This window comes from Pandoraea eparura, assembly GCF_902459725.1.
Taxonomy (GTDB): Bacteria; Pseudomonadota; Gammaproteobacteria; order Burkholderiales; family Burkholderiaceae; genus Pandoraea; species Pandoraea eparura.
Genome location: NZ_CABPSH010000003.1, coordinates 497942 through 520429 on the forward strand (window position 1 = coordinate 497942; position 22488 = coordinate 520429).

23 protein-coding genes and 1 tRNA gene are annotated in these 22488 nt (G+C 61.0%); 8 read left to right on the forward strand and 16 right to left on the reverse strand.

Features of this window, described 5'->3' with window-relative positions; all coding sequences use genetic code 11:
* Window positions 1–60: 60 nt before the first annotated feature.
* The 4 genes from PEP31012_RS10220 to PEP31012_RS10235 all read right to left on the reverse strand — a co-directional run bounded on the left by PEP31012_RS10220 (window position 61) and on the right by PEP31012_RS10235 (window position 4454).
* The gene (locus PEP31012_RS10220; protein ID WP_150589223.1) at window positions 61–2484 is read right to left on the reverse strand and encodes a RelA/SpoT family protein; all 2424 of its coding nucleotides are present in this window, start codon (window positions 2482–2484) and stop codon (window positions 61–63) included.
* Between the two features lie 60 nt (window positions 2485–2544).
* The gene (gene rpoZ / locus PEP31012_RS10225) at window positions 2545–2751 is read right to left on the reverse strand and encodes a DNA-directed RNA polymerase subunit omega (protein ID WP_017233499.1); all 207 of its coding nucleotides are present in this window, start codon (window positions 2749–2751) and stop codon (window positions 2545–2547) included.
* 90 nt (window positions 2752–2841) lie between these two features.
* On the reverse strand, window positions 2842–3519 hold the full coding sequence (gmk, locus tag PEP31012_RS10230) for a guanylate kinase (RefSeq protein ID WP_150589224.1): 678 nt from the start codon (window positions 3517–3519) through the stop codon (window positions 2842–2844).
* Window positions 3520–3524: 5 nt separating this feature from the next.
* Window positions 3525–4454 (reverse strand): YicC/YloC family endoribonuclease, encoded by a 930-nt coding sequence (locus tag PEP31012_RS10235; protein WP_174978186.1) that lies wholly within the window; start codon window positions 4452–4454, stop codon window positions 3525–3527.
* Window positions 4455–4666: 212 nt separating this feature from the next.
* On the opposite strand from PEP31012_RS10235, the gene rph reads away from it, so the two are divergent.
* The 3 genes from rph to hemW are packed head-to-tail and all read left to right on the forward strand — an operon-like array spanning window position 4667 to window position 7241.
* The gene (gene rph, locus PEP31012_RS10240; RefSeq protein ID WP_150589225.1) at window positions 4667–5395 is read left to right on the forward strand and encodes a ribonuclease PH; all 729 of its coding nucleotides are present in this window, start codon (window positions 4667–4669) and stop codon (window positions 5393–5395) included.
* A 2-nt stretch (window positions 5396–5397) separates the two neighbouring features.
* Window positions 5398–6015: an RdgB/HAM1 family non-canonical purine NTP pyrophosphatase gene (gene rdgB, locus PEP31012_RS10245; protein ID WP_150589226.1), complete on the forward strand. Its 618-nt coding sequence runs from the start codon at window positions 5398–5400 to the stop codon at window positions 6013–6015.
* Between the two features lie 5 nt (window positions 6016–6020).
* Window positions 6021–7241 carry a radical SAM family heme chaperone HemW gene (gene hemW, locus PEP31012_RS10250; RefSeq protein ID WP_150589227.1) on the forward strand — a complete coding sequence of 407 codons (1221 nt, stop codon included), beginning with the start codon at window positions 6021–6023 and terminating at the stop codon, window positions 7239–7241.
* Window positions 7242–7259: 18 nt separating this feature from the next.
* Here the strand turns inward: hemW and PEP31012_RS10255 are convergent, their stop codons facing one another.
* Window positions 7260–8984, reverse strand: coding sequence for an acyl-CoA synthetase (locus PEP31012_RS10255; RefSeq protein ID WP_150589228.1), 1725 nt, complete (start codon window positions 8982–8984; stop codon window positions 7260–7262).
* A 314-nt stretch (window positions 8985–9298) separates the two neighbouring features.
* On the opposite strand from PEP31012_RS10255, the gene PEP31012_RS10260 reads away from it, so the two are divergent.
* A tRNA-Ser gene (locus PEP31012_RS10260) sits at window positions 9299–9388 on the forward strand.
* Window positions 9389–9475: 87 nt separating this feature from the next.
* Here PEP31012_RS10260 and PEP31012_RS10265 read toward each other — a convergent pair.
* The 8 genes from PEP31012_RS10265 to PEP31012_RS10300 all read right to left on the reverse strand — a co-directional run bounded on the left by PEP31012_RS10265 (window position 9476) and on the right by PEP31012_RS10300 (window position 15545).
* Complete coding sequence (locus tag PEP31012_RS10265; RefSeq protein WP_150589229.1) at window positions 9476–10813, reverse strand: DEAD/DEAH box helicase; 1338 nt, start codon at window positions 10811–10813, stop codon at window positions 9476–9478.
* 359 nt (window positions 10814–11172) lie between these two features.
* Window positions 11173–11400: a hypothetical protein gene (locus PEP31012_RS10270; protein ID WP_246171225.1), complete on the reverse strand. Its 228-nt coding sequence runs from the start codon at window positions 11398–11400 to the stop codon at window positions 11173–11175.
* A gap of 225 nt (window positions 11401–11625) precedes the next feature.
* Window positions 11626–12012 carry a hypothetical protein gene (locus PEP31012_RS10275; protein WP_150589231.1) on the reverse strand — a complete coding sequence of 129 codons (387 nt, stop codon included), beginning with the start codon at window positions 12010–12012 and terminating at the stop codon, window positions 11626–11628.
* A gap of 113 nt (window positions 12013–12125) precedes the next feature.
* Window positions 12126–12356 carry a hypothetical protein gene (locus PEP31012_RS10280; protein ID WP_150589232.1) on the reverse strand — a complete coding sequence of 77 codons (231 nt, stop codon included), beginning with the start codon at window positions 12354–12356 and terminating at the stop codon, window positions 12126–12128.
* Between the two features lie 254 nt (window positions 12357–12610).
* Window positions 12611–13045 (reverse strand): tetratricopeptide repeat protein, encoded by a 435-nt coding sequence (locus PEP31012_RS10285; RefSeq protein ID WP_150589233.1) that lies wholly within the window; start codon window positions 13043–13045, stop codon window positions 12611–12613.
* Between the two features lie 5 nt (window positions 13046–13050).
* Window positions 13051–13488 carry a hypothetical protein gene (locus PEP31012_RS10290; protein ID WP_150589234.1) on the reverse strand — a complete coding sequence of 146 codons (438 nt, stop codon included), beginning with the start codon at window positions 13486–13488 and terminating at the stop codon, window positions 13051–13053.
* 136 nt (window positions 13489–13624) lie between these two features.
* Window positions 13625–13858, reverse strand: coding sequence for a hypothetical protein (locus PEP31012_RS10295; RefSeq protein WP_150589235.1), 234 nt, complete (start codon window positions 13856–13858; stop codon window positions 13625–13627).
* Window positions 13859–14639: 781 nt separating this feature from the next.
* Window positions 14640–15545 carry an NAD(P)/FAD-dependent oxidoreductase gene (locus PEP31012_RS10300; protein ID WP_150589236.1) on the reverse strand — a complete coding sequence of 302 codons (906 nt, stop codon included), beginning with the start codon at window positions 15543–15545 and terminating at the stop codon, window positions 14640–14642.
* Window positions 15546–15646: 101 nt separating this feature from the next.
* On the opposite strand from PEP31012_RS10300, the gene PEP31012_RS10305 reads away from it, so the two are divergent.
* Both PEP31012_RS10305 and PEP31012_RS10310 read left to right on the forward strand, forming a co-directional pair.
* Window positions 15647–16099: an Rrf2 family transcriptional regulator gene (locus PEP31012_RS10305; protein WP_150589237.1), complete on the forward strand. Its 453-nt coding sequence runs from the start codon at window positions 15647–15649 to the stop codon at window positions 16097–16099.
* A 305-nt stretch (window positions 16100–16404) separates the two neighbouring features.
* The gene (locus tag PEP31012_RS10310) at window positions 16405–16974 is read left to right on the forward strand and encodes a YdeI/OmpD-associated family protein (RefSeq protein ID WP_150589238.1); all 570 of its coding nucleotides are present in this window, start codon (window positions 16405–16407) and stop codon (window positions 16972–16974) included.
* Between the two features lie 185 nt (window positions 16975–17159).
* Here PEP31012_RS10310 and PEP31012_RS10315 read toward each other — a convergent pair whose 3' ends face one another.
* A complete protein-coding gene (locus PEP31012_RS10315) occupies window positions 17160–18179 on the reverse strand; it encodes a LysR substrate-binding domain-containing protein (protein ID WP_174978187.1) in 1020 nt (339 codons plus the stop codon).
* A 16-nt stretch (window positions 18180–18195) separates the two neighbouring features.
* Here PEP31012_RS10315 and PEP31012_RS10320 point away from each other — a divergent pair, with 16 nt between their 5' ends.
* A complete protein-coding gene (locus PEP31012_RS10320) occupies window positions 18196–19185 on the forward strand; it encodes an MBL fold metallo-hydrolase (protein WP_150589240.1) in 990 nt (329 codons plus the stop codon).
* A gap of 135 nt (window positions 19186–19320) precedes the next feature.
* On the opposite strand, the gene cynR is transcribed toward PEP31012_RS10320, so the two are convergent.
* Entirely contained in the window at window positions 19321–20262 is a 942-nt protein-coding gene (gene cynR / locus PEP31012_RS10325) for a transcriptional regulator CynR (protein ID WP_246171226.1), read from the reverse strand.
* A gap of 277 nt (window positions 20263–20539) precedes the next feature.
* Between cynR and PEP31012_RS10330 the strand changes: the two genes are divergently transcribed.
* Window positions 20540–21709: an HPP family protein gene (locus PEP31012_RS10330; RefSeq protein ID WP_150589241.1), complete on the forward strand. Its 1170-nt coding sequence runs from the start codon at window positions 20540–20542 to the stop codon at window positions 21707–21709.
* A gap of 384 nt (window positions 21710–22093) precedes the next feature.
* On the opposite strand, the gene PEP31012_RS10335 is transcribed toward PEP31012_RS10330, so the two are convergent.
* Window positions 22094–22393 (reverse strand): hypothetical protein, encoded by a 300-nt coding sequence (locus PEP31012_RS10335; RefSeq protein ID WP_150589242.1) that lies wholly within the window; start codon window positions 22391–22393, stop codon window positions 22094–22096.
* Window positions 22394–22488: the final 95 nt, after the last annotated feature.

Genomic DNA, 22488 nt, shown 5'->3' on the forward strand with positions numbered 1-22488 from the left:
TCAGGGGATTGGAGCGAGCGGTGCCGACGCCACCTTCAGACAGGGGCGCCGGCCGGCGCGTCAGTAGTCGCCGCGCTCGCGGGCGATGCGCATGGCTTGATTGGCGTGCAACTCATCCTGATGGCGCTCGCTGGGTCGCTCGCGCGCCACGCGCATCACATCCGGATTCACGCGAACGCGGCGCATGACGTTGGCCAGATGCACGCGGTCGCTCACCTGGATGAGAAAGCGCAGCGTGGCCGATTCGTCCGGCACCACTTCGTCCATGCCGATGTGCACGATGTTTGCGTCCGAGGCCGTAATGTCGGCCGCCACCCGCGAGAATACGCCGCGGTTGTGACGCACGAGCACCTTGATGCCCACGTCGAACAGTCGCCCCGGCTGCGGCGCCCACGCCACGTCGATCCAGCGGGTGGGGTCCTTGCGGTGAATACGGCGCGCGACAGGGCAATCGGTCGTATGGATCGCCATGCCCATCCCGATGCCGATATACCCCATGATCGCGTCGCCGGGAATCGGGCGGCAGCACGCCGAGAACTGCACCGACATGCCCTCCGTGCCGGTGATGAGCACCGGCGGCCCGACCGTCTCTTCGCCGGTACGCGGAGAATCCGAATCGTCCGGGCTATCGGTATCGTTCTCGCTTTCCTTGCCCGACGAGAGCACTGCGAGGCGCTTGGCCATGACCGCCGCGACCCGGCGGCCCAGACCGATGTCCGCGAAGATGTCCTCTTGATCCTTGTTGCCCGTCCACTGCGCGAGCTTGTCCCAGATCTCTGGCGGAATTTCGCTCATCGTCAGGCCATAGCCCTTGAGCGCCTGCTCCACCAGCCGCTCGCCCAGTTGCACCGACTCGGCAAAGCGCATCGTCTTGAGGTAGTGACGAATCGCCGAGCGCGCCTTGCCGGTGCGCACAAAGCCGAGCCAGACAGGGTTCGGCTTCGAATACGGCGCTGTGATGACTTCCACGATATCGCCGTTCTTCAGCTCGGTGCGCAGCGGCAGCAGTTCATTGTTGATCTTGACGGCGACACACTGGTTGCCCAGGTCGCTGTGGACCGAATAGGCGAAGTCGAGCGCCGTGGCACCGCGCGGCAGCGCCATGATGCGTGCCTTGGGCGTGAAGACGTAGACGGCGTCCGGGAACAGGTCAATCTTGACGTGTTCGAGGAATTCAGTCGAATCCCCGGTCTCGCTCTGGATGTCGAGCAGCGATTGCAGCCACTGATGCGCGTGCTTCTGCACATCGTTCATGTCCGCACCGCCGTTCTTGTATAGCCAGTGCGCGGCCACGCCCGCTTCCGCAATTTCATGCATGCGGCGCGTGCGAATCTGGAATTCGATCGGCGTACCGAAGGGGCCGACCAGCGTCGTATGCAACGACTGATAGCCGTTGACCTTCGGGATCGCAATGTAGTCCTTGAACTTGCCCGGCACCGGCTTGTAGAGCGCGTGCAAGACGCCGAGCGCGAGGTAACACTGCGCGTTGGACTCGACGACGACACGGAAGCCGTACACGTCGAGCACCTGCGAGAACGACAGTTGCTTCTCCTGCATCTTGTTGTAGATGCTGAAGAGCGTTTTCTCGCGGCCGAAGACGTCGGCACTCACCCCACCTTCCGTGAGCGCCTTCTCGACCGCGTCGAGGATCTTGCCGACCACTTCGCGCCGGTTGCCGCGCGCGGCCTTCACGGCCTTGTCGAGCACGGCGTAGCGACGCGGGTGGTAATTCGCGAAGCTCAGATCCTGCAGCTCGCGGTAGGTATTGTTCAGGCCCAGGCGGTGCGCGATGGGGGCGTAGATGTCGAGCGTTTCGCGCGCCACGCGGCGCTGCTTCTCGGTCGAGGTGACGCCCAGCGTGCGCATGTTGTGCAGCCGGTCCGCGAGCTTGACGAGAATGACGCGAACGTCGCGCGCCATCGCCAGCAGCATCTTGCGAAAGCTCTCGGCCTGCGCCTCTTCGCGGCTGCTGAACTCCATCTTGTCGAGTTTCGACAGACCGTCGACCAGTTCCGCGACCTTCGGGCCGAATCGCTCGGCGAGTTCGGCCTTGGTCACGCCCTGGTCTTCCATCACGTCGTGCAACAAGGCGGCCATGATCGACTGCGCGTCGAGTTTCCACTCGGCACAGATCTCGGCAACGGCGACGGGATGGGTAATGTAGGGTTGTCCGCTCTGGCGATACTGGCCCAGGTGGGCTTCATCGCTGAACTGGAAGGCTTCCTTGATTTGCGCGAGGTCGCTTTCCTTGAGGTACTCCCCAAGCATGCCCTTCAGACGGGCGATCGAGACGACCTCGTGCTTGCGCGGCTGCTCAGGCGTCGCCGTCGGACCAAACAGGTGCCGATACGACTGCTCGAGCAGCGCGTCGATGTACTGCCGCGTGGCGCTTTCGCCCTTCTTCTTTTTACGCTCGGGCTTGGGCTCTCCCGCTTTGGGTTCATCCGCAGCGATGGACGCGGCCGGTGATTTCGCATGACTCATACGTGTACCTGCATCGTCGAGCGGCCCGGAACGTCACATCGCATCAGTGCAGTCTCCCGATCAGAGCGGCACTTTCTTGAGCATCTCGACACCGACCTGACCCGCTGCGATTTCGCGCAGCGCGACGACGGTCGGCTTGTCTTTGTTGTTCTCGAGCTTCGGCGTGTGGCCTTGCGCCAGTTGGCGGGCGCGGTATGTCGCGGCGAGCGCCAGCTCAAAGCGATTGGGGATTCGTTTCAGGCAGTCTTCAACGGTAATTCGGGCCATAAGGAGTTTCCTTCTTGATATGAGGCGTATTCTATCGCAGCCGAGGCACGCTCGCGTAAAACGCCAGCGCGACCGGCGAATGCGAGGGTGTTACGAGGGATCGTTCGGTGCGTGAATGTCCAGATCCGTGAACAAGGTTCGGTGCCGCGCATACTGCGAGGCGAAGCGCAGACGCACGGCGGTGAACACCGATTGCAGTTGATCGAGCGCGCGCTGGAATTCGTCGTTGATGATGATGAAATCCGCTTCGGGCGCGTGGGCGATTTCGCCGCCGGCCGCCAGCAAACGACGCGCGATGACGTTCGGCTCGTCGGTCCCGCGCTTCTTCAGACGCTCTTCGAGCGCCGCGATGGACGGCGGCAGGATAAAGATGCCGACGGCGTTCGAAAAGCGCTTGCGCACCTGTTGCGCCCCCTGCCAGTCGATCTCGAGCAATACGTCACGACCTTCGCGCATCTGATCTTCGATCCACACGCGCGACGTGCCGTAGTAGTTGCCGTGTACTTCGGCACTTTCCAGAAACTCACCGGCCTTCCGGCTCGCCTGGAACTGCTCGACCGAAATGAAGTGGTAATGCACCCCCTCTTCCTCGTTCGGACGCGGCGCGCGCGTTGTGCTGGAGATCGACAGACAAATGTCGGCGTCCTGCGCGAGCAGCGCGTTGACGAGCGTGGACTTGCCCGCCCCCGAGGGGGCGACCACCATGAACAGATTGCCGGGATACTCGGCGTGCAGGGTAGCTTGCGGGATATGCGATGACGCGGACATGCGGCTTACTCCAGATTCTGCACTTGCTCGCGCATCTGCTCGATGTACAGCTTGAGCGCCATCGAGGCATCGGCGAGTTCCTTCGAGGCGGCCTTCGAGCCGAGCGTGTTCGCTTCGCGATTGAGCTCCTGCATCATGAAGTCCAGCCGTTTGCCCACCAGGCCCCCCTTGTCGAGGATATGGCGGGTTTCCTTCAGGTGGGCGTCGAGTCGCGTGAGTTCTTCCGCGACGTCGATGCGCACGCCGTAAATTGTCACTTCCTGACGAATGCGCTCGGCGATTTCGTCCTTGCTGGGCGCGTTCGTTCCGTCCGGCACCACAAGACCCAGCGCCTCCATCAGGCGATCGACGATCTTCTGCTGATGCCGCGCGATCAGCTCCGGCACCATCGGCTGCAGGCCCGTCAGGATCTTCTCCATATACTCGATGCGCTCGATCAGGCTCGCCTTGAGTTGCGCGCCCTCGCGCTTTCGCACATCGACGAGGTCGCCGATGGCCGCACGTCCGGCGTCGATCACGGCGTCACGCAGCGCATCGGCCGTCACCGACGCTTCGCCGAGCACGCCCGGCCAGCGCAGGATCTCGCCGGTGCGCATGCGCTCGGCGTCGGGAAAACACGCGAGCACTTGCTGTTCGAGATCGGCGAGTTGTTTGACGGCATCGAGATTGAGGGCACCGTTCGTGGCGTTCTCGGGTCGCTGCACGTTGATACGGATGTCGACCTTGCCGCGCGAGAGCTTGCCGGTGAGCGCTTCGCGCAGCACCGGTTCGCAGGCACGCGCTTCTTCGGGCATGCGGAATGCCAGATCGAGAAAGCGCGAATTGACCGTGCGCAATTCGACCGACACGCTCGCGCCTGCGGCGCCATCGGCATGCGCAACGTCGCGCGTAACGCTGGCGTAGCCGGTCATACTGAAAATGTTGTTGTCTTTCATCGGGGTGACCGGTACCACAGCCTCGTGACAGTGATTTCGCGAGGCGATGCAGCGACCGGATTCGCATGCATGGATGAAACGCGATTATCGCATTTTCCGGCACTGCGCTCCCGAATCGGCGCGCGCTGCCGGGGCGCCGCCGCCAAGCCTGCCGCGTTTAGCGATACCATTCGGGTATTGCCGCACCCATTCACCTTGCAGGACATTCACTCATGACGCAAATTCCCCGCCCGGACGGCCGTGCGCACGACGCACTGCGCCCCGTGCGCATCACCCGCCAATACACCCGCTACGCCGAAGGTTCGGTGCTGATCGAATGCGGCGACACCAAGGTCATCTGCACCGCCAGCGTGGAAGAAAAGGTCCCGGGCTTTCTGCGCGACTCCGGCCAGGGTTGGCTGACGGCCGAGTACGGCATGTTGCCGCGTGCCACGCACACCCGTGGCGATCGTGAGGCCGCGCGCGGCAAGCAGAGCGGGCGCACGCAGGAAATCCAGCGCCTGATCGGCCGCTCGCTGCGCGCCGTGTTCGACCTCGAAGCGTTTGGCCCGCGCACGATCCAGATCGATTGCGACGTCATCCAGGCCGACGGCGGCACGCGTTGCGCCTCGATCACCGGCGCTTTCGTCGCCGCCCACGATGCGGTCTCGAAGCTGCTCGCCGACGGCAAGCTGCAGGCGTCGCCCATTCGCGCGCACGTCGCCGCCGTCTCGGTCGGGCTGTATCAGGGCGCCCCGGTGCTCGATCTGAACTACGTGGAAGATTCCGCATGCGACACCGACATGAACGTCATCATGACGAGCGAAGGCGGTTTCGTTGAAATTCAGGGCACGGCCGAAGGCGCGCCGTTCACGCGTGCGCAAAGCAATGTGCTGCTCGATCTGGCCGACGCCGGCATTCGTCAGTTGATCGACGCCCAGAAGCGCGCGCTCGGAGTTTGAGAATGGCCATGCAGAAGATCGTGCTGGCGTCGAACAACCCAGGCAAGCTGCGCGAGTTCGCGTCGTTGTTCGAGCCGCTCGGCATCGCGCTGGTGCCGCAGGGGATGCTCGGCGTGTCCGAAGCGGACGAGCCTCATGTGACCTTCATCGAAAACGCCCTGACGAAGGCCCGCCACGCGTCGGCCGCGACGGGACTGCCGGCGCTGGCGGACGACTCCGGTCTGTGCGTGCCCATCCTCGGCGGCGCGCCGGGCGTGTATTCCGCGCGCTACGCGGCACGTGCCGGGCGCGAGAAATCGGATGCTGCGAACAATCGTCATTTGATCGAGCAACTCGCCGCGCACGCCGACACCCGCGGTTATCGCGACGCATACTACTTCGCCGCGCTCGTGCTGGTGCGTCACGCTGAAGATCCGCAGCCGATCATTGCCGAAGGACGTTGGGATGGCGAGATTGTCGACACGCCGCGCGGCGCGCATGGCTTCGGCTACGACCCGCACTTCCTCATCCGCTCCCTGAATCAGACGGCGGCAGAACTCGATCCTGCCGTGAAGAATGCGCACAGCCATCGGGCGCGCGCACTGCGCGCGCTGTTGGAAAAGCTGGGCCGGGAGGCGTGAACGCGATGAGTCAATCCGAGCTGCCCGTGCAGAACTTCCTGCGGCCCGGCAAGATCAGTTTGCCGGCGCTGCCGCCGATGTCGTTGTACGTTCACTTTCCGTGGTGCGTGCGCAAGTGTCCGTATTGCGATTTCAACTCGCATGAGTGGCGTGGCGACGGCGGCGCGCAAGCGTTCCCCGAGCAAGCCTATCTCGACGCCTTGCGCCAGGACCTGGAGCAGGCATTGCCGCTCGTGTGGGGGCGTCCCGTACACACTGTATTCATCGGAGGCGGCACGCCGAGCCTGTTGTCGGCCGCCGGCCTGGATCGTCTGCTTTCGGATTTGCGCGCCCTGCTGCCGCTCGACGCCGACGCCGAAATCACCATGGAAGCGAACCCCGGCACGTTCGAGGCGGACAAGTTCCGCAGCTTCCGCGCGAGCGGCATCAACCGCTTGTCGATCGGCATCCAGAGCTTCAACAGCGAGCATCTGAAGGCGCTCGGACGCATTCACGATGGCGACGAAGCGCGTCACGCCATCGAGATTGCGCAGGCGAACTTCGACAACTTCAATCTCGATCTGATGTTCGCGTTGCCGAACCAGACCTTGGCACAGTGTCAGCAGGATGTGGAGACGGCGCTGTCGTTCGCACCGCCGCACTTGTCGCTGTACCACCTCACGCTCGAGCCGAACACGCAGTTCCACAAATATCCGCCCACCGTGCCCGACGACGACACGGCGGCCGACATGCAGGACTGGATCGCCGAGCGCACCGCGTCGGCGGGGTATGGACATTACGAGGTGTCCGCCTATGCGCAGCCGCACCGTCGCGCCAAGCACAACGTGAATTACTGGGAATTTGGCGACTATCTCGGCATTGGCGCGGGGGCACACAGCAAGATTTCGTTTCCGCACCGGGTGCTGCGACAGATCCGCCACAAGCATCCGCAGCGCTTCATGGAAGCGGCCGCGGCGGGCAACGCGGTGCAGGAGGAGCACGAGGTCGACGCACGCGATTTACCGTTCGAGTTCATGCTCAACGCCTTGCGCCTGACCGAGGGCGTGAGGAGCGAGCTGTTCGCCGATCGCACCGGGTTGCCGATGGCGAGGCTTGCGAAGGCACTGGCGGCCGGTGTCGAGAAGGGATTGCTCGTCGGCGATCCGCAGCGCATCGCGCCGACCGAGTTGGGGCAGCGCTTCCTGAACGACCTTCAGGGGATGTTTCTCGAGCGCGACACGAAGTAACGGCGTGGCGCCGCCCCGTTACCCCAGCACCGTGCCCATCTCGCGCAGCGCCTTGCGGATGATCTTGCCGGTGACGGTCATCGGCAGTTCCGGCAAGAACACGACCTTGCGCGGGTACTCGTGTGCGGCGAGACGGTTTTTCACGAAATCCTGGATTTCCTTCGCCAGTGCACCGGACGGTTCATACCCTTCGCGCAGCACCACGAAGGCCTTGACGATCTCCGTGCGGAGTTCGTCCGGCTCACCGATGACGGCGGCGAACTGCACCGACGGGTGTCGGATCAGGCAGTCTTCGATGGGTCCGGGGCCGATGCGGTAGCCGGCGCTGGTAATCACATCGTCCGAGCGCCCGGTGAACGTGATGTAGCCCTGCGCATCGACGAATCCCGAGTCCCCCGTGAGCAGGAAGTCGCCGCGATACTTATCCATCGTGGCTTCCGGGTTATGCCAGTAGCCGAGGAACATGACCGGGTTGGGTCGTGCGATGGCGATGTTGCCGACGGTGCCGACCGGGAGCGGCGTGCCGTCGTCGTCGACGATGGTCACGCCATGCCCGCGAACGGCGCGTCCGATGGCGCCGGGCAGCGCCGGAAATTCTGCGGCGCATGACGACACGACCATATTGCACTCTGTCTGCCCATAGAACTCATTGATGTCGACGCCGAGGTGTTCGCGTCCCCAGGCCAGCAGTTCGGGGCCGAGCGACTCGCCGCCGCTGGCGACCGAGCGAAGTTGCAGGGGCCAGTGTTCGCGCGGCGACGCAACAGTGCGCAGCATCTTGAGCGCGGTGGGCGGCAGGAAGGTGTTGCGCACGCCGTGGCGGGCCATCAGGTCGAAGGCGGCGACCGGGTCGAACTTCTCGAAGCGTCGCGAGAGCACGGGCACGCCGTGATGCAGCGCGGGCAGCAGAACGTCGAGCAGTCCGCCGATCCACGCCCAGTCGGCGGGCGTCCAGATCAGGTCGCCGTCTTGCGGAAAGCCGTTGTGCGATGTCTCCACGCCGGGCAGGTGGCCGAGCAGCACCCGGTGCGCATGCAGTGCGCCCTTGGGTTTGCCGGTGGTGCCGGAGGTATAGATGATGAGTGCAGGGGCGTCGGCGCGGGTCTGGACGGGTTCGAAGTGCGTATCGCGCGATGCGATGGCGGGCCAGAGCGCGAGCAGACCGTCTTCGGCGACGCCCCAGTCCTGGTCGTCGGCGACGTGATGATGGGCTTCGGGCAGGTCGTCGTGGACGACATATACGAGGCGAAGATCGGGGAGTTCGGCGCGAATGTCGTCGATCTTCGCGACGCTGGCGAGGTCGGTGACGAGCACGGCGGCGCCGGAGTTTTGCAGGCGATAGGCGAGCGCCTCGGGGCCGAAGAGCGTGAAGAGCGGGACGGCGATGGCGCCGAGCTTGTAGGCTGCGACGTGGGCGACGAGGGTGGCGGGCGATTGTGGCAGGAAGATGCCGATGCGGTCGCCGGCCTTGACGCCGTGGGCGCGCCACTCGTTGGCGAGCTGGTTCGAGAGTTGTTTCAGGACATCGAACGTGAGTCGCACGTGCGAGCCGTCGGCGCTTTCGTGGATGAGGGCGAGCCGGTTGGTGCCGTCGGCCCACTTGTCGCAAACGTCGACGCCGATATTGAACAGCGTGGGAATCTGCCAGGAGAAGGCGCTGGCCGTCGGGGTGTCGGTCGCGCGCTCGCCGCTGGCGTCATTTGACGTCTCTTGGGCGCAGTCGCGGGAGGTGTCGGCATCCATGAGGTGTCTCCGGATCATGTCAGGCCTCGCACGGTAACGCGAGGAGCGTTCACCGTACGTCTTCAGGCATGATGCATGCCAGACGGGCACAAAACAAGGGGGATGGGGAGGAGCGTGAGAGTTTTGGCGGGATTTGAGGCAATTTGGGTGGATTGAAGGCTTCACATGGCGGGTTGAGCGGGTATAATGCCGGCTGCCGTGCGGTACCGGTCTGCGCCGGGGTTCCGACGCCGATTCTCCCGGACCGCACGCATCCCAAGTCGTCGCGCCAGACGACCTCCCCTGCCACGACACCCGGTCGTGCGCAACGCCTCGGAGGCGTGCCAGAGTGGTTTAATGGACTGGTCTTGAAAACCAGCGAAGGGGTAACCCTTCCGTGAGTTCGAATCTCACCGCCTCCGCCAGTTTTTCTTGGTTTTCCCAATAGTGGTCACTGGCGTTTCTGTGCCGTGCGCCGGAATCTTTTCGGATTTGTTCGGCAAAAGCGAAAATCAGGGTTGGCGTTTGCCGCGGCCACCAGCGAGTTTGCCTGTTGGTTTGCGTGGCCCCGCAGCCGGCTTGCTGCCGGGTTTGCTGCGCGTGTTTTTGCTGGGCACCTGCGCAGCGCCCGTCGCAACCTGTAGCACTTTGGGCTTCTTGGGCTTTTTGGGTTTCTTGACGATCTGGCCCGTCGCGCTGGTTTGCGGCACACGGTGTTCCGCTTCAAAACCTGGCTCTTCTTCGCGGGGCAGCGTTTGCCGGATCAGCGCTTCAATCGCGGCCAGTTGCGGTGCTTCGTCGGCACACACGAGGGACACCGCCACGCCGCTGGCGCCCGCGCGTCCTGTACGGCCAATGCGGTGCACATAGTCTTGCGCAACGATCGGCAGATCAACGTTGATCACCAGCGGCAAATCATCGATATCCAGGCCGCGCGCGGCCACATCGGTGGCCACGAGCATCTGGACTTCCCCCTTCTTGAAGCGCTCCAGCGCACGCAGGCGTGCGGGTTGCGGTTTATCGCCGTGGATGGTGTCGACCGCATAGCCGGCGTCATCCAGCATAGCCGCCAGGTAATCCACGCCATTGCGGGTTTTGACGAACACCAGTGCGTGATCCCAGTGGTTCTCGGCCACAAGGTGCATGAAGAGGTCCGGCTTGTTCTTTTTATCCACCGTCACCACCCACTGCTTGATCTTGCTGGCCGTGGCATTGGGCGGGCTGACGCTGATATTGATCGGACTGCGCAGAATGTTCGCCGCCATGCCGCGGATATCGTCGGTAAACGTGGCGGAGAAAAGCAAGGTCTGGCGCTGAGCGGGCAAGGCAGCAAAGACAGCGTTGAGTTCGCGCGCAAAACCCAGATCCAGCATGCGGTCGGCTTCATCCAGCACCAGCGTTTGCACTTGATCAAACTGCACTGCGTTCTGGCGATTGAGATCCAGCAAGCGGCCCGGCGTGGCGACGAGCACATCCACCCCTTTGCGCAACTTCATCATCTGCGGGTTGAGACTTACGCCGCCGTAGGCCGCCAGAAATCGCAAGTCGAGGCCTTTGCCGTAAGCGATAAAGCTTTGCAGCAATTGTTCAGCCAGTTCACGCGTGGGCACCAGCACCAGAACACGCACGCGGTTGCTGGACACCGCCGGACCGTATTGCACCAACCGCTGCAACAGCGGCAACGCAAAACCCGCCGTTTTGCCGGTGCCGGTCTGTGCCGCAGCCATGACGTCCTTGCCACTGAGCACAGCCGGAATCGCCTTGGCCTGCACCGGTGTAGGCGTCTGGTAATTGAGGTTCTGCACATTACGCAGCAACGGATCGATCAGACCAAGCGAGGCAAAAGACATGGACGTATTCGCGGCTAAAACCGTAATTCTAGCGGTTACCGTGCGAATTGCACGGCGCAGGTCAATGGTCAAATAGATCGACGTTGATCGACACTGAAAAACGTAGCGATACCGGGCGCCGCCCCGGCCATCTGTACTGCGAGGCGTCGATGAGCAGCACTGCCGGCGGCCCCCGCGCCAATCGAAGCAGCACAAATTCCCCCAACAAGCGTATTGTCCCCGAGGCCCTTTCTTGATCCACCAACGGACGTCAAAGGCTCAATCGCGACCGTCGCCTCACGCTCGATTCTTGCTATGTGCGGACGACGGTATTCGACCCATTGCGGACGTTGGAAAGTAATTGTTTTTAAGTTGCTCGGTCATGTTTGGCCGAGTTGCAGGCGCGCCGATTGCCATTCAGGCCAGACAGCCTCTGCAACAATGTCCGGGTACCCGCGTTTCTCTTCCATCATTGCAGCTTTTGAAGCGGGCATCGCCATGCAAGCCGCTTTGTCACGAATGGCAATGACTTCAGCCTCAGTCAATGGCCTGCCCTGCGCCTTCTCAGCGTGTAGAAGAACGGTTACAAGCGCAGGGATGAAAACCAAGCAGAGAGGGTCTTCGGGCGGGGACGTTGGCGCTTGCCGTTTTTTGAACATTCCAAACATTTGGCGTAGAAAAGCAAAAAAGAATAATCAATCAAAATGTTCGCAATGACCACTTGTGGCTGGAGCCGGCCATCAGTCTATCGGTCGATTCCGACCCTAAGTGGTCGTTTGGATCCGACGAAAGCGGCCGGGAGTGTGTTTCCATAGCAGGCCGGTCGACGGAGGCTACACCGTCGCGGGCATCACCCAAGCATTTGGCAAATCCGGGAAATGCCCCCAATGGGACCACGGAGCGCTGACCTGACCTTCCTGTCGCGAGGCAAGTCCCCATTCGGGAGGGTCCGGGAAACCATGCCAGGTATGTTGGATCAGGATTAGATCTTCGCCCTCGAAGGTCGCATAAAACGCAATGTCATGCGAGACGAACCAGTTGCGATCGCGACCAAAGATGCCTGACGGAGGGAAATCGTTCCAAGGAGCTGGCGTCCAGGGGATTGGCTTCATAGCGCGTTCATGAAATCCCAGTTCCTGTGCATCAACAGCCACTCCCTTCATGTCCCACGGGTTCGGCTCCCACTCAGGATGTACATCGTGTCGGCGATAAATACTCATAAGCGCTGTCGCATAGCAGGTCGCTGCGGAGAATCTTCCTGACCACAATTGTCAGCGATTCGGGTCTTCACGTCGAACGTCTCTTCATGGCCGTTAGCAGTCCATTGAGCCCACTACAACGGCGACGAAACATCACCAGTCCCGAGGGCATTGCGTAGCTTTGCAAGGTCGGGGACATCGGATTGAACGAAGTACAAGTCTTCCGCTATGCCCAACACGTTATCGCTAACGCCGATGACAAAATCGCGACCAAAAAGAGCGTGAAGACGGCCCATGAAACGCGCAATCACCTCCACATCCTGGAACCAGCCAGGGAATTCCCTTCCAAGGGCGGGCAGCGGCAAGTTCAGTCCTAAGTCCCAACACGGGCAGTCACCAGCTCGGACGGTGGACTCATGCCTGCGTTGGTTAACGATGGTTGGCGGCGGGCCGGCCCACGTCTCGCCATCAACAAACCACCGAAGCTGCCGCTCAATCGGCTCCGCAACTTCGCCCAAGTCTGCTCCATCAACGTACGCGTACAAGGTATGTAGAGGCATAGAAGCTTCGTTCACGGAGGGCAATATCAAAGGATGCTGGACGGTTTCTGCTGCCAGAATCAGAGCTTGGCCTTCGTTGCCAAGAAGACCAAATAGTGGGGTTCCTCTGACGAGAAGATTTCAGCCCCGCCGCCCATATACGCGCGCATAAGTTCATCGGCGGCGCCAGCCTCTTCGCCGATGTCCAGTAGCACCTGGCCAAGGCGCAGATGCAGGAAGGAGTTCCCAATCGCACCGGGGCACGTCATCGCGTACTCAAGCGCCTCCCTTGCTGAAGTCTTGTAACCAGACAGGAAGCACGCATCGGCTATTGCGGCAAGAATCCACGTCGACGCTTGCCAATTGCTTTTCGGCTCTGGAACCAGCATCCACGCCTTGTTATATTCCGCGACAGCCGCCTCATGGCTTTTCGCGCGCGCAAGTCTGTCACCTTCTGCGCACAGCGTCTTGATGGCTTCATGAGTAGCGGCGTCTAGTTCCAGTGCATTGCTCATGGTGCTTATACGGGCCGGTCAAGTAGCTGAGCACAAATTGAATGCCAAACGATGGCGTCCATCGGCATGACCCTATCCCAGAGGATTTTGCCCGCCAGAATGGGGTGCGGAGCGAAGGCAAAGAATTGCTCGTCGTTCCTGTGCACGCCGCGCTCGAATAGGAGAGCTACGCCATCTGTGAGCAAGGACTCAGCCTGCCACGTCGGATTGTTCATCAGTGAGGCGAACTCCTGGGTGGACGAGGCAACCTTGCGCACACCTCCCTCGAGCACATCCAGCGTCTCCACACCTCCACCTAGGCGTTCAAAGAATAGGTCTCCGAACGCCGACGCACCAATCAGCCTCAACCGCCCCGTAAGCGTGTGGGGCCATTGTTGCGCAAGCGGGATGCCTTCGAGAACTACTCCCTCAACAAAAATGTCTCGCCACGATAGTTTGGTCATTCCGAAATGTCCGCTTGTGGTTGCCAAAGCTTGTGGTATGCACCTGAGTCGCGGAGTAAGGATACCCGGATGGCCGCCCGCCGCCTTATGCAAAACGGAAATCGTGGAGTACTGAGCGGCCTGTGATCGAGGCAAATCACTTCAGCGCGTGGATCACGATGTCGCGCAACCTTCTAGCCTCATCCCTTTGTCTACGCGGTACGACTTCATCATCAATAACTCCGGATAGCCGTGAGCGCAGAATCATAAAAATTTCCGTACCGGTCGCCCCTTCGGACAATGCACCTTGGAGCCCCACTGCGTGCATTGCAAAATCAGCGTCAGCAAGCGAACCGGCTAGCAGTTCAACAGCATCGTATACATGTGTCATCGGCAAATTCCTTTGACTTTCGATGGCGCATTGTCGACGATCTAACTTCCGCTGTCGAACGACCACTCCTGGCCGCCAATTGCCTACGGCCTCGTGTTAATGCCCCTCGCGTCTACGGTAATACAAAAATGGAGTCGGTCAGTCGTTGTTGGATACGCTTCCGTCCACTCCAATGCGGCAGCACCGATTGTCCGACGGCAGAAGTCGGCGGCATCCGCTACCGAAAGCCCCTCTAGACTCGTCGTTCCTTGTGGTGCATTGCCGTGACCGACCCGCCCGTCCGCTGTCTGAACCCATCCTTCCCAACCCAGGATGGGAATCTGGTGAATCGCACACCACTCAACTGCGGCAATAGCTGCGTCGAGCGGAAGGACGATCTCCCTGCGTGAAATTGAACGCCGCGCGAGCTCGGGCGGCAATATATGCAACTGCTGCATTTGACACACCCAACAAGGTTCGAAAGTGCAGGATTGTCAGCCGTCTTGCCTCGAATGTCGAGAGTCCGCTATTGGCCGAAAACGGTCACGCTCGAGGGGCAGTTTTCGACCCATCCGAGTCGCTCGACACACGGCGGGTTGAATGGCGATTTCCGACCGTGAGCCGGCCGTTTGGCTTCCGGCCTCAATGGCCTTTACCTGCTCGAGGGAAGAACCAAGGCGCAGGAATGATCGATCAGACCGCCCCGTGGCAACCTCGGACGAATGCGAGCCTCGCGGATAGCCGTTTGATGCACTCGACGCGTTAGAGCCCGCTGCCAGGGCGCGGCCACTTCCACGATCGATTACAAGCCAAAAATGAGCGAGCGATGTGCCGCAACGCCCGCTGCAACGCCGGCCGCCGAGGCGAACGTCGCGTTGGACCATGCGCTCGCCGCATCGCCAGCGGCAAACACTCCCGGAACGGTGGTCTGCTTCCAGTTGTCCACGCGGATAACGGGACCCATCGGACCTTCGTCGAACTCGCATCCGAGCTGCTTTGCGAGCGGACTTGCCATCTGGGTGCGCGGCCCCACAAACAGTGCATCGATTTCGATGGCGCGGCCGTCGGCGAGACGCAACCCTGTCATGTTGGGTACGTCGCCAAGCACTTCCACAACTGGCGCCCGTTCGATCCGAACATTGCGGGCTTCGAGCAACGCAGTCTCTTCGAGCGATGGCTCGACTATGCCTTGCGTAAACCAGGTTGTCGGTCCCCAGTCGGGAACGAGCATCGCCTGATGAATCGATAGTGAATGCGTTGCCAGGACGCCGAGCCGTTTGTCCGCGACTTCGTAACCGTGACAATACGGACAATGCAGCGCGCTGATACCCCACCGTTCATCCAGGCCAGGGAGAGAGGGCAGTTCGTCTCGAATACCCGTCGCAAGGATCAATCGATCCGCGCTTGCGGTGCTTCCACTGCTTTGCGTGACGATGAAGCAATCATCAACACGCTCCGCCGTGCGTGCTTCGCCTGTCGCGACGTGCGCCGTCGGATACGCCGAGAGTTGCGCCGTCGCCTCATCGATGATCTCGCTGGGCGCCTTGCCATCCTGCCCGAGAAAACCATGAGCGTGTGATGCGAATCGATTGCGTGGCCTTCGACTATCGAGCACGAGTACACGCCGTCGCGCGCGCGCCAACTGCATTGCGGCTGAAAGACCGGCGAAGCTGCCGCCGATCACAATGACATCGTAGTGCTTGTCCATACGTTTCCTCTCCAGCTCATTACGTAACTTATCATGTTACATGATAGCGCCATGTTAAACTCTTATGCAACTTCAAAAGTTTCTTGAGATGGACGCCCACGATGAAGACCGATAGCCGCATGTCTCGCGTCTTGCACGCGTTGATTCACATGACGCATGCGGATGGCCCGCTCACCTCCGAAGCGCTCGGTGAAATGCTGTGCACGAACGCCGTCGTCGTGAGGCGCTTGTTTAGCGGTCTGCGTGATATTGGATACGTTACGTCGGAGAAAGGGCACGGAGGTGGTTGGGTGCTGGCCAAACCCCTCGAAAACATTACGCTACTGGACGTCTACCGTGCGGTCGGCGAACCTTCGCTTTTCTCGCATCTTGTTTCGGAGGATCATCCGGAATGTCTTGTCGAACAAGCTGTGAATGCCCATCTTTCGGCGACGCTTCTCGAAGCCGAGGCTGTCCTGCTGAAAGAATTCGAGATGGTCACCATTGCGATGCTTGCAGGAGGAGTTGAAACTTCGGCGTTGCGGTCGAAGTCGTCTCGCGCAGGGAATAAATAGCGGTCGCCGTATGCGGCCCGTCCGGTTCCGCGATGCACACCTAGGCGATTGGCAGGGTTGCGATGCGAACCTGCCGTTTAAATGGCAGTTTTGCGGGACGGGCTAGTGACTGCAACCGGTTGAATCCACAACGGGACACCGGCCAGTGGAACGCTCAGTTAGGAACACCTCCAGCTTCTTTCCGACGAATACACGCTGAATCGTCAGTAAATCGGCGATTCCCAATTCCGCGAAAAGCAGTAATCTAAGACGTTTCAGCAAACGCAAGCGCTTCGCTGCCTGAATGCAACCGTTCGGATCGCGCCATGACTGAGCCTCGTCTGACATTCCTTGACCAGAATGCATGGGAAAACTGGTTGACGCAAAACGGCGGCACCGCGTCCGGCATATGGCTGCGCCTTGCCAAAAAGGGCACCGCGCAGCCGACCTTGACTTACGAGCAGGCGCTGGAGAGTGCGCTTTGTCACGGCTGGATCGACGGCCAAAAGCAGACAGAAAGTGATGAATACTGGTTGCAACGCTTCTCTCGACGCTCCGCAAAAAGCGTCTGGTCCAAACTCAACAAAGACCGGGCCGAAACGCTGATTGCCGCGGGCAGAATGCTTCCTCCGGGCTTGCGCGAAATCGAGAAAGCCAAAGCCGATGGCCGCTGGGAGGCCGCCTATACGTCGGCCAGGAACTCGGTCGTGCCGGACGACCTGCAGGCCGCATTGAATGCCAATCCCGAGGCCAGCGCCTTCTTTGCGACGCTGAGCGGCCGAAACCGCTATGCCATCCTGTTTCGGATACAGAATGCCAAAAAGCCCGAAACACGGGCGCGCAAGATCCAAGAGTTCATTGGCATGCTCAATCGCGGTGAAACCCTTCATCCCTAAGGCAGGAAGTTCGCCACTCGACGAAACTCGCCGGATGATGCCGCGCTCAATGTCGCCCCCTTCAATGAGTCCGAATCTTACCGCCCCAATATTTCCCCGCCCCACGGTAGTGGTTGCGGACAGTTGAGAGCAATGCTCCGTATAAACAACGCTCAGGTCTCCCAATTCGAGGCAGCCGGCCCCCATCAATGAGTCATAGCCGCGACGCGCCTTATCGTCTCAAGAAACACATCAGTCTGCGCTGAGCGGACGTCTGTCGCCCGAGTGATCAAGCCAATAGGGGGCAACGCAATATCCATTTCCGTCGGAAGGACGACCAGCATCGCTGTCGACGCGTAATCCCGGGCAATCGGGGCAGGCAGAAAGGCCAGGAAATCATCGCTCCTCAGTAATGACAGGTTGGCGACCACCGAGACGGATTCCACGGCTGGTACGGGCGGCTTCAACCCGCGTGCAACGAAGAAAGCATCGACCCGCTCCCTCAGCGGCGCACCGCGCGTCGGGAGGATCCATCGCGCAGCCGCCAGGTTGACCACACTCACCGGGATACCGTTGGACAGCGGATGCCGCGGTCTCGCCACCACAGACACCCCCTCCTCGCAAAGTGCTTCACGAGCCAGCCTCTCGTTGTCGGTGCTGTCGGAAAGTCGACAGAGAACGCAGTCCAGCGTGCCGGCAAGCAGCGCATCGACGAGCCACGGCAGAGACCCTTCCTGAATCTCGACGACGGTACGCGGCGCCATCTCACGCAGCGCCCGAATCGCCTCACTTAGCAAGACAGAAACCGCTGCCGCAGCGACGCCGACACGCACACGCCCGTAAACACCCTCTCGCGCGGCATCGACATCGGACTTCATCTGCAAAATCTCTCCCAGCACGACGCGCGCACGATCGACGATGAGCTGCCCCTCCTGCGTCACCGCAAGCCCACTGGCCTCGCGACGGAAGATCACGGTCTCGAACAGCGCTTCCAGCTCTTGAAGCATCTTGCTTGCGCCGGGCTGTGACATGCCCAGACTAGCCGCCGCTTTGTGCAGGCTTCCCTCGCGCTCCAGCGCGACGAGAAATTCCATATGCCTGATGCGCAGGCGGGTATTCAAATGCCGAGCGTTGATCATTCCACGACCGTTTAACGAAGGGTTATCGGGCAATAATAATTCAGTAAGTTTTTGCCGCGAAGGCATCACGTAGATTGACAACTCCATTTGGAGGAATCGAACAATGACGCTGATAAAACGCCTTTCCGAGTCAGTCACAACGCTGGCATTCGCCATGCTCATGATGTCGCCCCTGCATGCCCAGGAAATCAGGGTGACACTGCTTGGCACCGGGACACCCATTCTCAATATCAACCGGTTCGGCATCAGCATGCTCGTCGAGGCGGGCAATCAAAAACTGCTGTTTGATGCCGGCCGAGGCGTAGCAACTCGCCTGCATCAACGCAACGTGCCCATCCGGGACATCGACGCCGTCTTTGTCAGCCTGATGAACTCCGACCACGTCACTGGGCTGGCCGACCTCTATGCCTCCGCGCCGCTTCCAACGGACGACGGACGTCGCACCACGCCTTTGGTGATGTACGGCCCCGAGGGTATCGAAAACGTCGCGGCCGGCCTGAAACTGATGCTCAAGGACAACAATCGCTTGCGACTGCTGGCAAAGGAGACAAACCCCGGCGCGATCGATATCAACGCGAATGTCGTCAAACCTGGCGTCGTCTTCGATCGAGACGGCGTAAAGGTCTCCGCATTCCTCATAGAACATGGCGTGACGAAGCCCGACTACGGCTATCGCGTCGAGTACATGGGACGCACGGTAGTGATTACCGACGACTGCACCTACTCCGAGAATCTGGTCGCGAATGCCAAGGGCGCCGACCTGATGGTGCAAAGCGTCGCGATCGCCAGCAAAGCCCTGGAAGCGCGCGACATGGACTACGCGAATCACTTCTACAGCTATCTTGCCAACCCGAAAAACGTCGCTCGCATCTTCTCCGAAGCTAAGCCAAAGCTAGCGGTGCTGGCGCATATCTCGCTCTACAGCCGCCACGGCATTCCCCGTGCGTCGATGGATGAACTTCGCGACCGCATCAGTCAAGGCTACCGCGGCCGCTTCGTTATTGGGGAGGATCTGATGTCCTTCATCATAGGAAATGACGGGGCGTCACCGGTACCGTACGACCCAGGCGTCCGCTCAAGAGAGCCCATCTAATCGTCGCCGACATTCGGGCCTTGTTTTGCGCCAGCCCCCGTTCGCCGCTGAGGCGGATAGGCGTGTGCCTCTGCCCGATGTCGGTCCTTCGCTGGCATCCACCACATACACCGCTGCCCGAGCGCCGGCGTGCCCTCAGGAACGCAACGACTCGTCGTCGACGGACGACGCGGCATGCCCGAGTTGGCGTGTCGCCGACATCACGAGCTTGGCAAACGCCTTCGCCGCAGCAGTTCTGTGCACTCGCTGCCGCTCCAAAATGGCAATGGTACGACTCGTGATCGGTTCCGGCAGATCGAGATGAGAGAGTCCGATCGGCACATCGCCGCTGACTTGAGGGAGGACAGTTGCCATCCCCCCGAGCTGGACGATTTTGAGAACCGCACTGATCGAGTTCGCCTCGATCGCAATATTGGGCGTGATCTTATGCGCCCGAAAATAGGTATCGGCATACGTGCGAGCCGCAAACCCTTCGACAAGCATCGCCAGCGGAACGTCCGACAGTTGCTCTGGCGTGATGGCGGCTCCCGCCACCCGCAAGGGGTGCGTCGAGCTGACGACAAGCGTTGCCCGCTCCTCGAACAGTGGCGTCACCAGGATGTCGTCGGTTCGAACATCAGTGAATCCGACCGCAATGTCGCATTCATCCGCGCACAACGCCGCCTCGATCGCGTCGAGCGACATCTCCGACATATACACGTGAACGTTCGGATAGTGCTCGTGAAACGCATGCACCCACCGTGGCATCAGCGATTCGGTGAATGACGGGGTACATGCCACGCGAAGCACCCCTCGCGACAGGTCCTCGACCTCCTGCAACGCGCGCCACCCGGCTTCAAGCTCGAACAGCGCCTTGCGCGCATGGGCCACATACGTTTCACCCGCATCGGTGAGTCGTATCGACCGCCCGGATCTATCGAACAATGTCGTGCCGAGATAGTCCTCGAGCTGCTTGATTTGCTGCGATAACCCAGGCTGCGAAACACCCAACGCGTCCGCCGCACGTGTGAAGTTCTTGTGCTCTGCAACAGCGAGCAAATACCGAATCTGACGCGGAACCACGGCGCGCTTCTCCATAACTTGAACTTATCGGGACCATTGCAACCACGTCTTGGACGTGATCGACGCGCGGATGCACAATCACGGACTGCCAGCCCACGGAAATCACCCGTGCGGCGAGGCGCTTATCCCTTTACACCATAACCATTCGAATAAGGCAAGTGCGATGCTCCGCAAGGTCTTGGATGTGACGGTGGAGCGCTGCTTGGCACGCACCCATGAAGCACTCAATCGTCGCATGCAGCGGGAGATGTAAACGTCGGTGCGACGTTACGGTTTGAAGAATGAAAAGGTTATGTTGACTCAAAAACAGATGCGGGCATGGTTCGAAGCGTTCTTGCCGAACGCCACAGGTCTGAGTGCGCGAGAACGGCTCCGGTCCGGCGCCGGGGCGGCAGCGGCGCTGACGATTGCGGGTCTGTTCCTGCATGTCCTTCCCGGATTCTCGAGCCGGTTTCCATTGCTGATTGCCCCGATGGGTGCGTCCTCGGTACTGCTCTTTGCCGTTCCCGCCAGCCCGCTCGCACAACCGTGGTCGGTGATCGGCGGCAACGTCATCGCCGCCATTGTCGGCGTCACATGCGGCATCGTCATCTCGAATGTGCCGATTGCCGGCGCTATCGCCGTTTCCCTAGCCATCCTGGCGATGTTCGCGGCGCGATGCGTGCATCCGCCAGCCGGCGCCGTGGCGCTGACCGCAGTGTTTGGCGGGGCCGGCATTCATGGCATGGGCTACGCCTTTGCCATCGCCCCCGTTGCCTTGCAGTCGACGATGCTGGTGTCGCTCGCCATCATCTATCACTCGCTCACCGGGCATCGCTACCCGCATCGCGTCGTGAAGGTCAAAGCGACGACGCCGGCCGAGGCTTCGATGGCAACGGGCGGTGGGTTCACCCGTCAAGACCTGGAAGCCGTGCTGGCACGTCGAAACGAATTCATCGACGTCGACATCGACGATCTGGAGGCGCTCCTGCGGGAAACCCAGCTCGCCGCCTGTCGACGTACCTTCCACGGCCTGACGTGCGGGGACATCATGACGAAGTCGCCGTTGACGGTGCTCGAGGACACGGATTGCTCGGTGGCGCTCAAGCTGCTGGAGCGTCATGCCATCAAGGCGCTCCCGGTACGCGACACCGATCATCGGATCGTCGGCATCGTCACGCGGTATGACATCCATCGGGCGCAGGCAAGCCCCACCGGACCGCAGAGCATTGGCAACGCGCTCGGCTGGCTCCTCCCGGGAAAGGACAATGCCCGATCCGTCGGCTCGGTAATGACGACCCGGGTGTGCACCGCAAAGGGCTCCGACTCGATTCTTGACCTGCTGCCCACGTTCTCCACGACCGGGCATCACCATATTCCCGTCGTTGATGAAGGCAATCATGTCATCGGCATGATTACCGAGCGTGACCTGATTGCGGGACTTCATGCGGGAACACAAATTCCCCAGCTCGAAGCCGCATAGCACTTCCCGGCACTTACCAGGAGGGAGCATGAACTTGAGAACCATCGAGACCTATCGGTCCGTCCATATCGAGGCTGCGCTCGAGCTGGAACATCGCGGGTACATCGCGTGGATACGCTATCGCGATAGGCACAGGATGGTCGCACACCGACAAGTGGCGCCCTCGGTCGGCCAATGCTTTGCGGCGGTGGATGTCCTCGTCAGGCAATTGCGCGCCGAGATTGACGAGATGATTCGACGCGGCGATGCCACCGAAGATCCAAGGCGGGTTCACTGGGCGCCGGGACCGTCGCCACGAATGCCTTAAGGGCTAGCGGTAATCCCGAGACGGGCTCGCGTGCATCTCGCCGGTGCCACGTCCCGTGTCCCATGTCCAGTCCACCGTCAGGCCAGCCTGACGACAGCGTCGTGCATCGCCCCTTCCACCCAGATGTCCTGGTACTTGGTGAGCAAGGCGGCATAGTCGCGATCACCCATCAATTTTTCGTTGACCTGCTGCATCTTGTCCAGGCTATCGGCGTCGAAGTGCCAATGAATATTGGCGCAGCCGAATTGTTCGACACCGAAGCGCATGTTGAGCGAATAGCTGCGGTTGAGGTGAGCGGTAACTTCCGATGCGAATGCCAATGCCGATGGCAGCGCCGCCGCATTCTTGACCGTAGCGGTGCGGATGAATCTGTACATGGTGACTCTCCTATCAACGTCCTTGGAACGGATGCGTCCAGGCCCGCGTGCGTCCTCAACGTTCGCGGACCCCGCCAAATGGATGTTAGGAGATT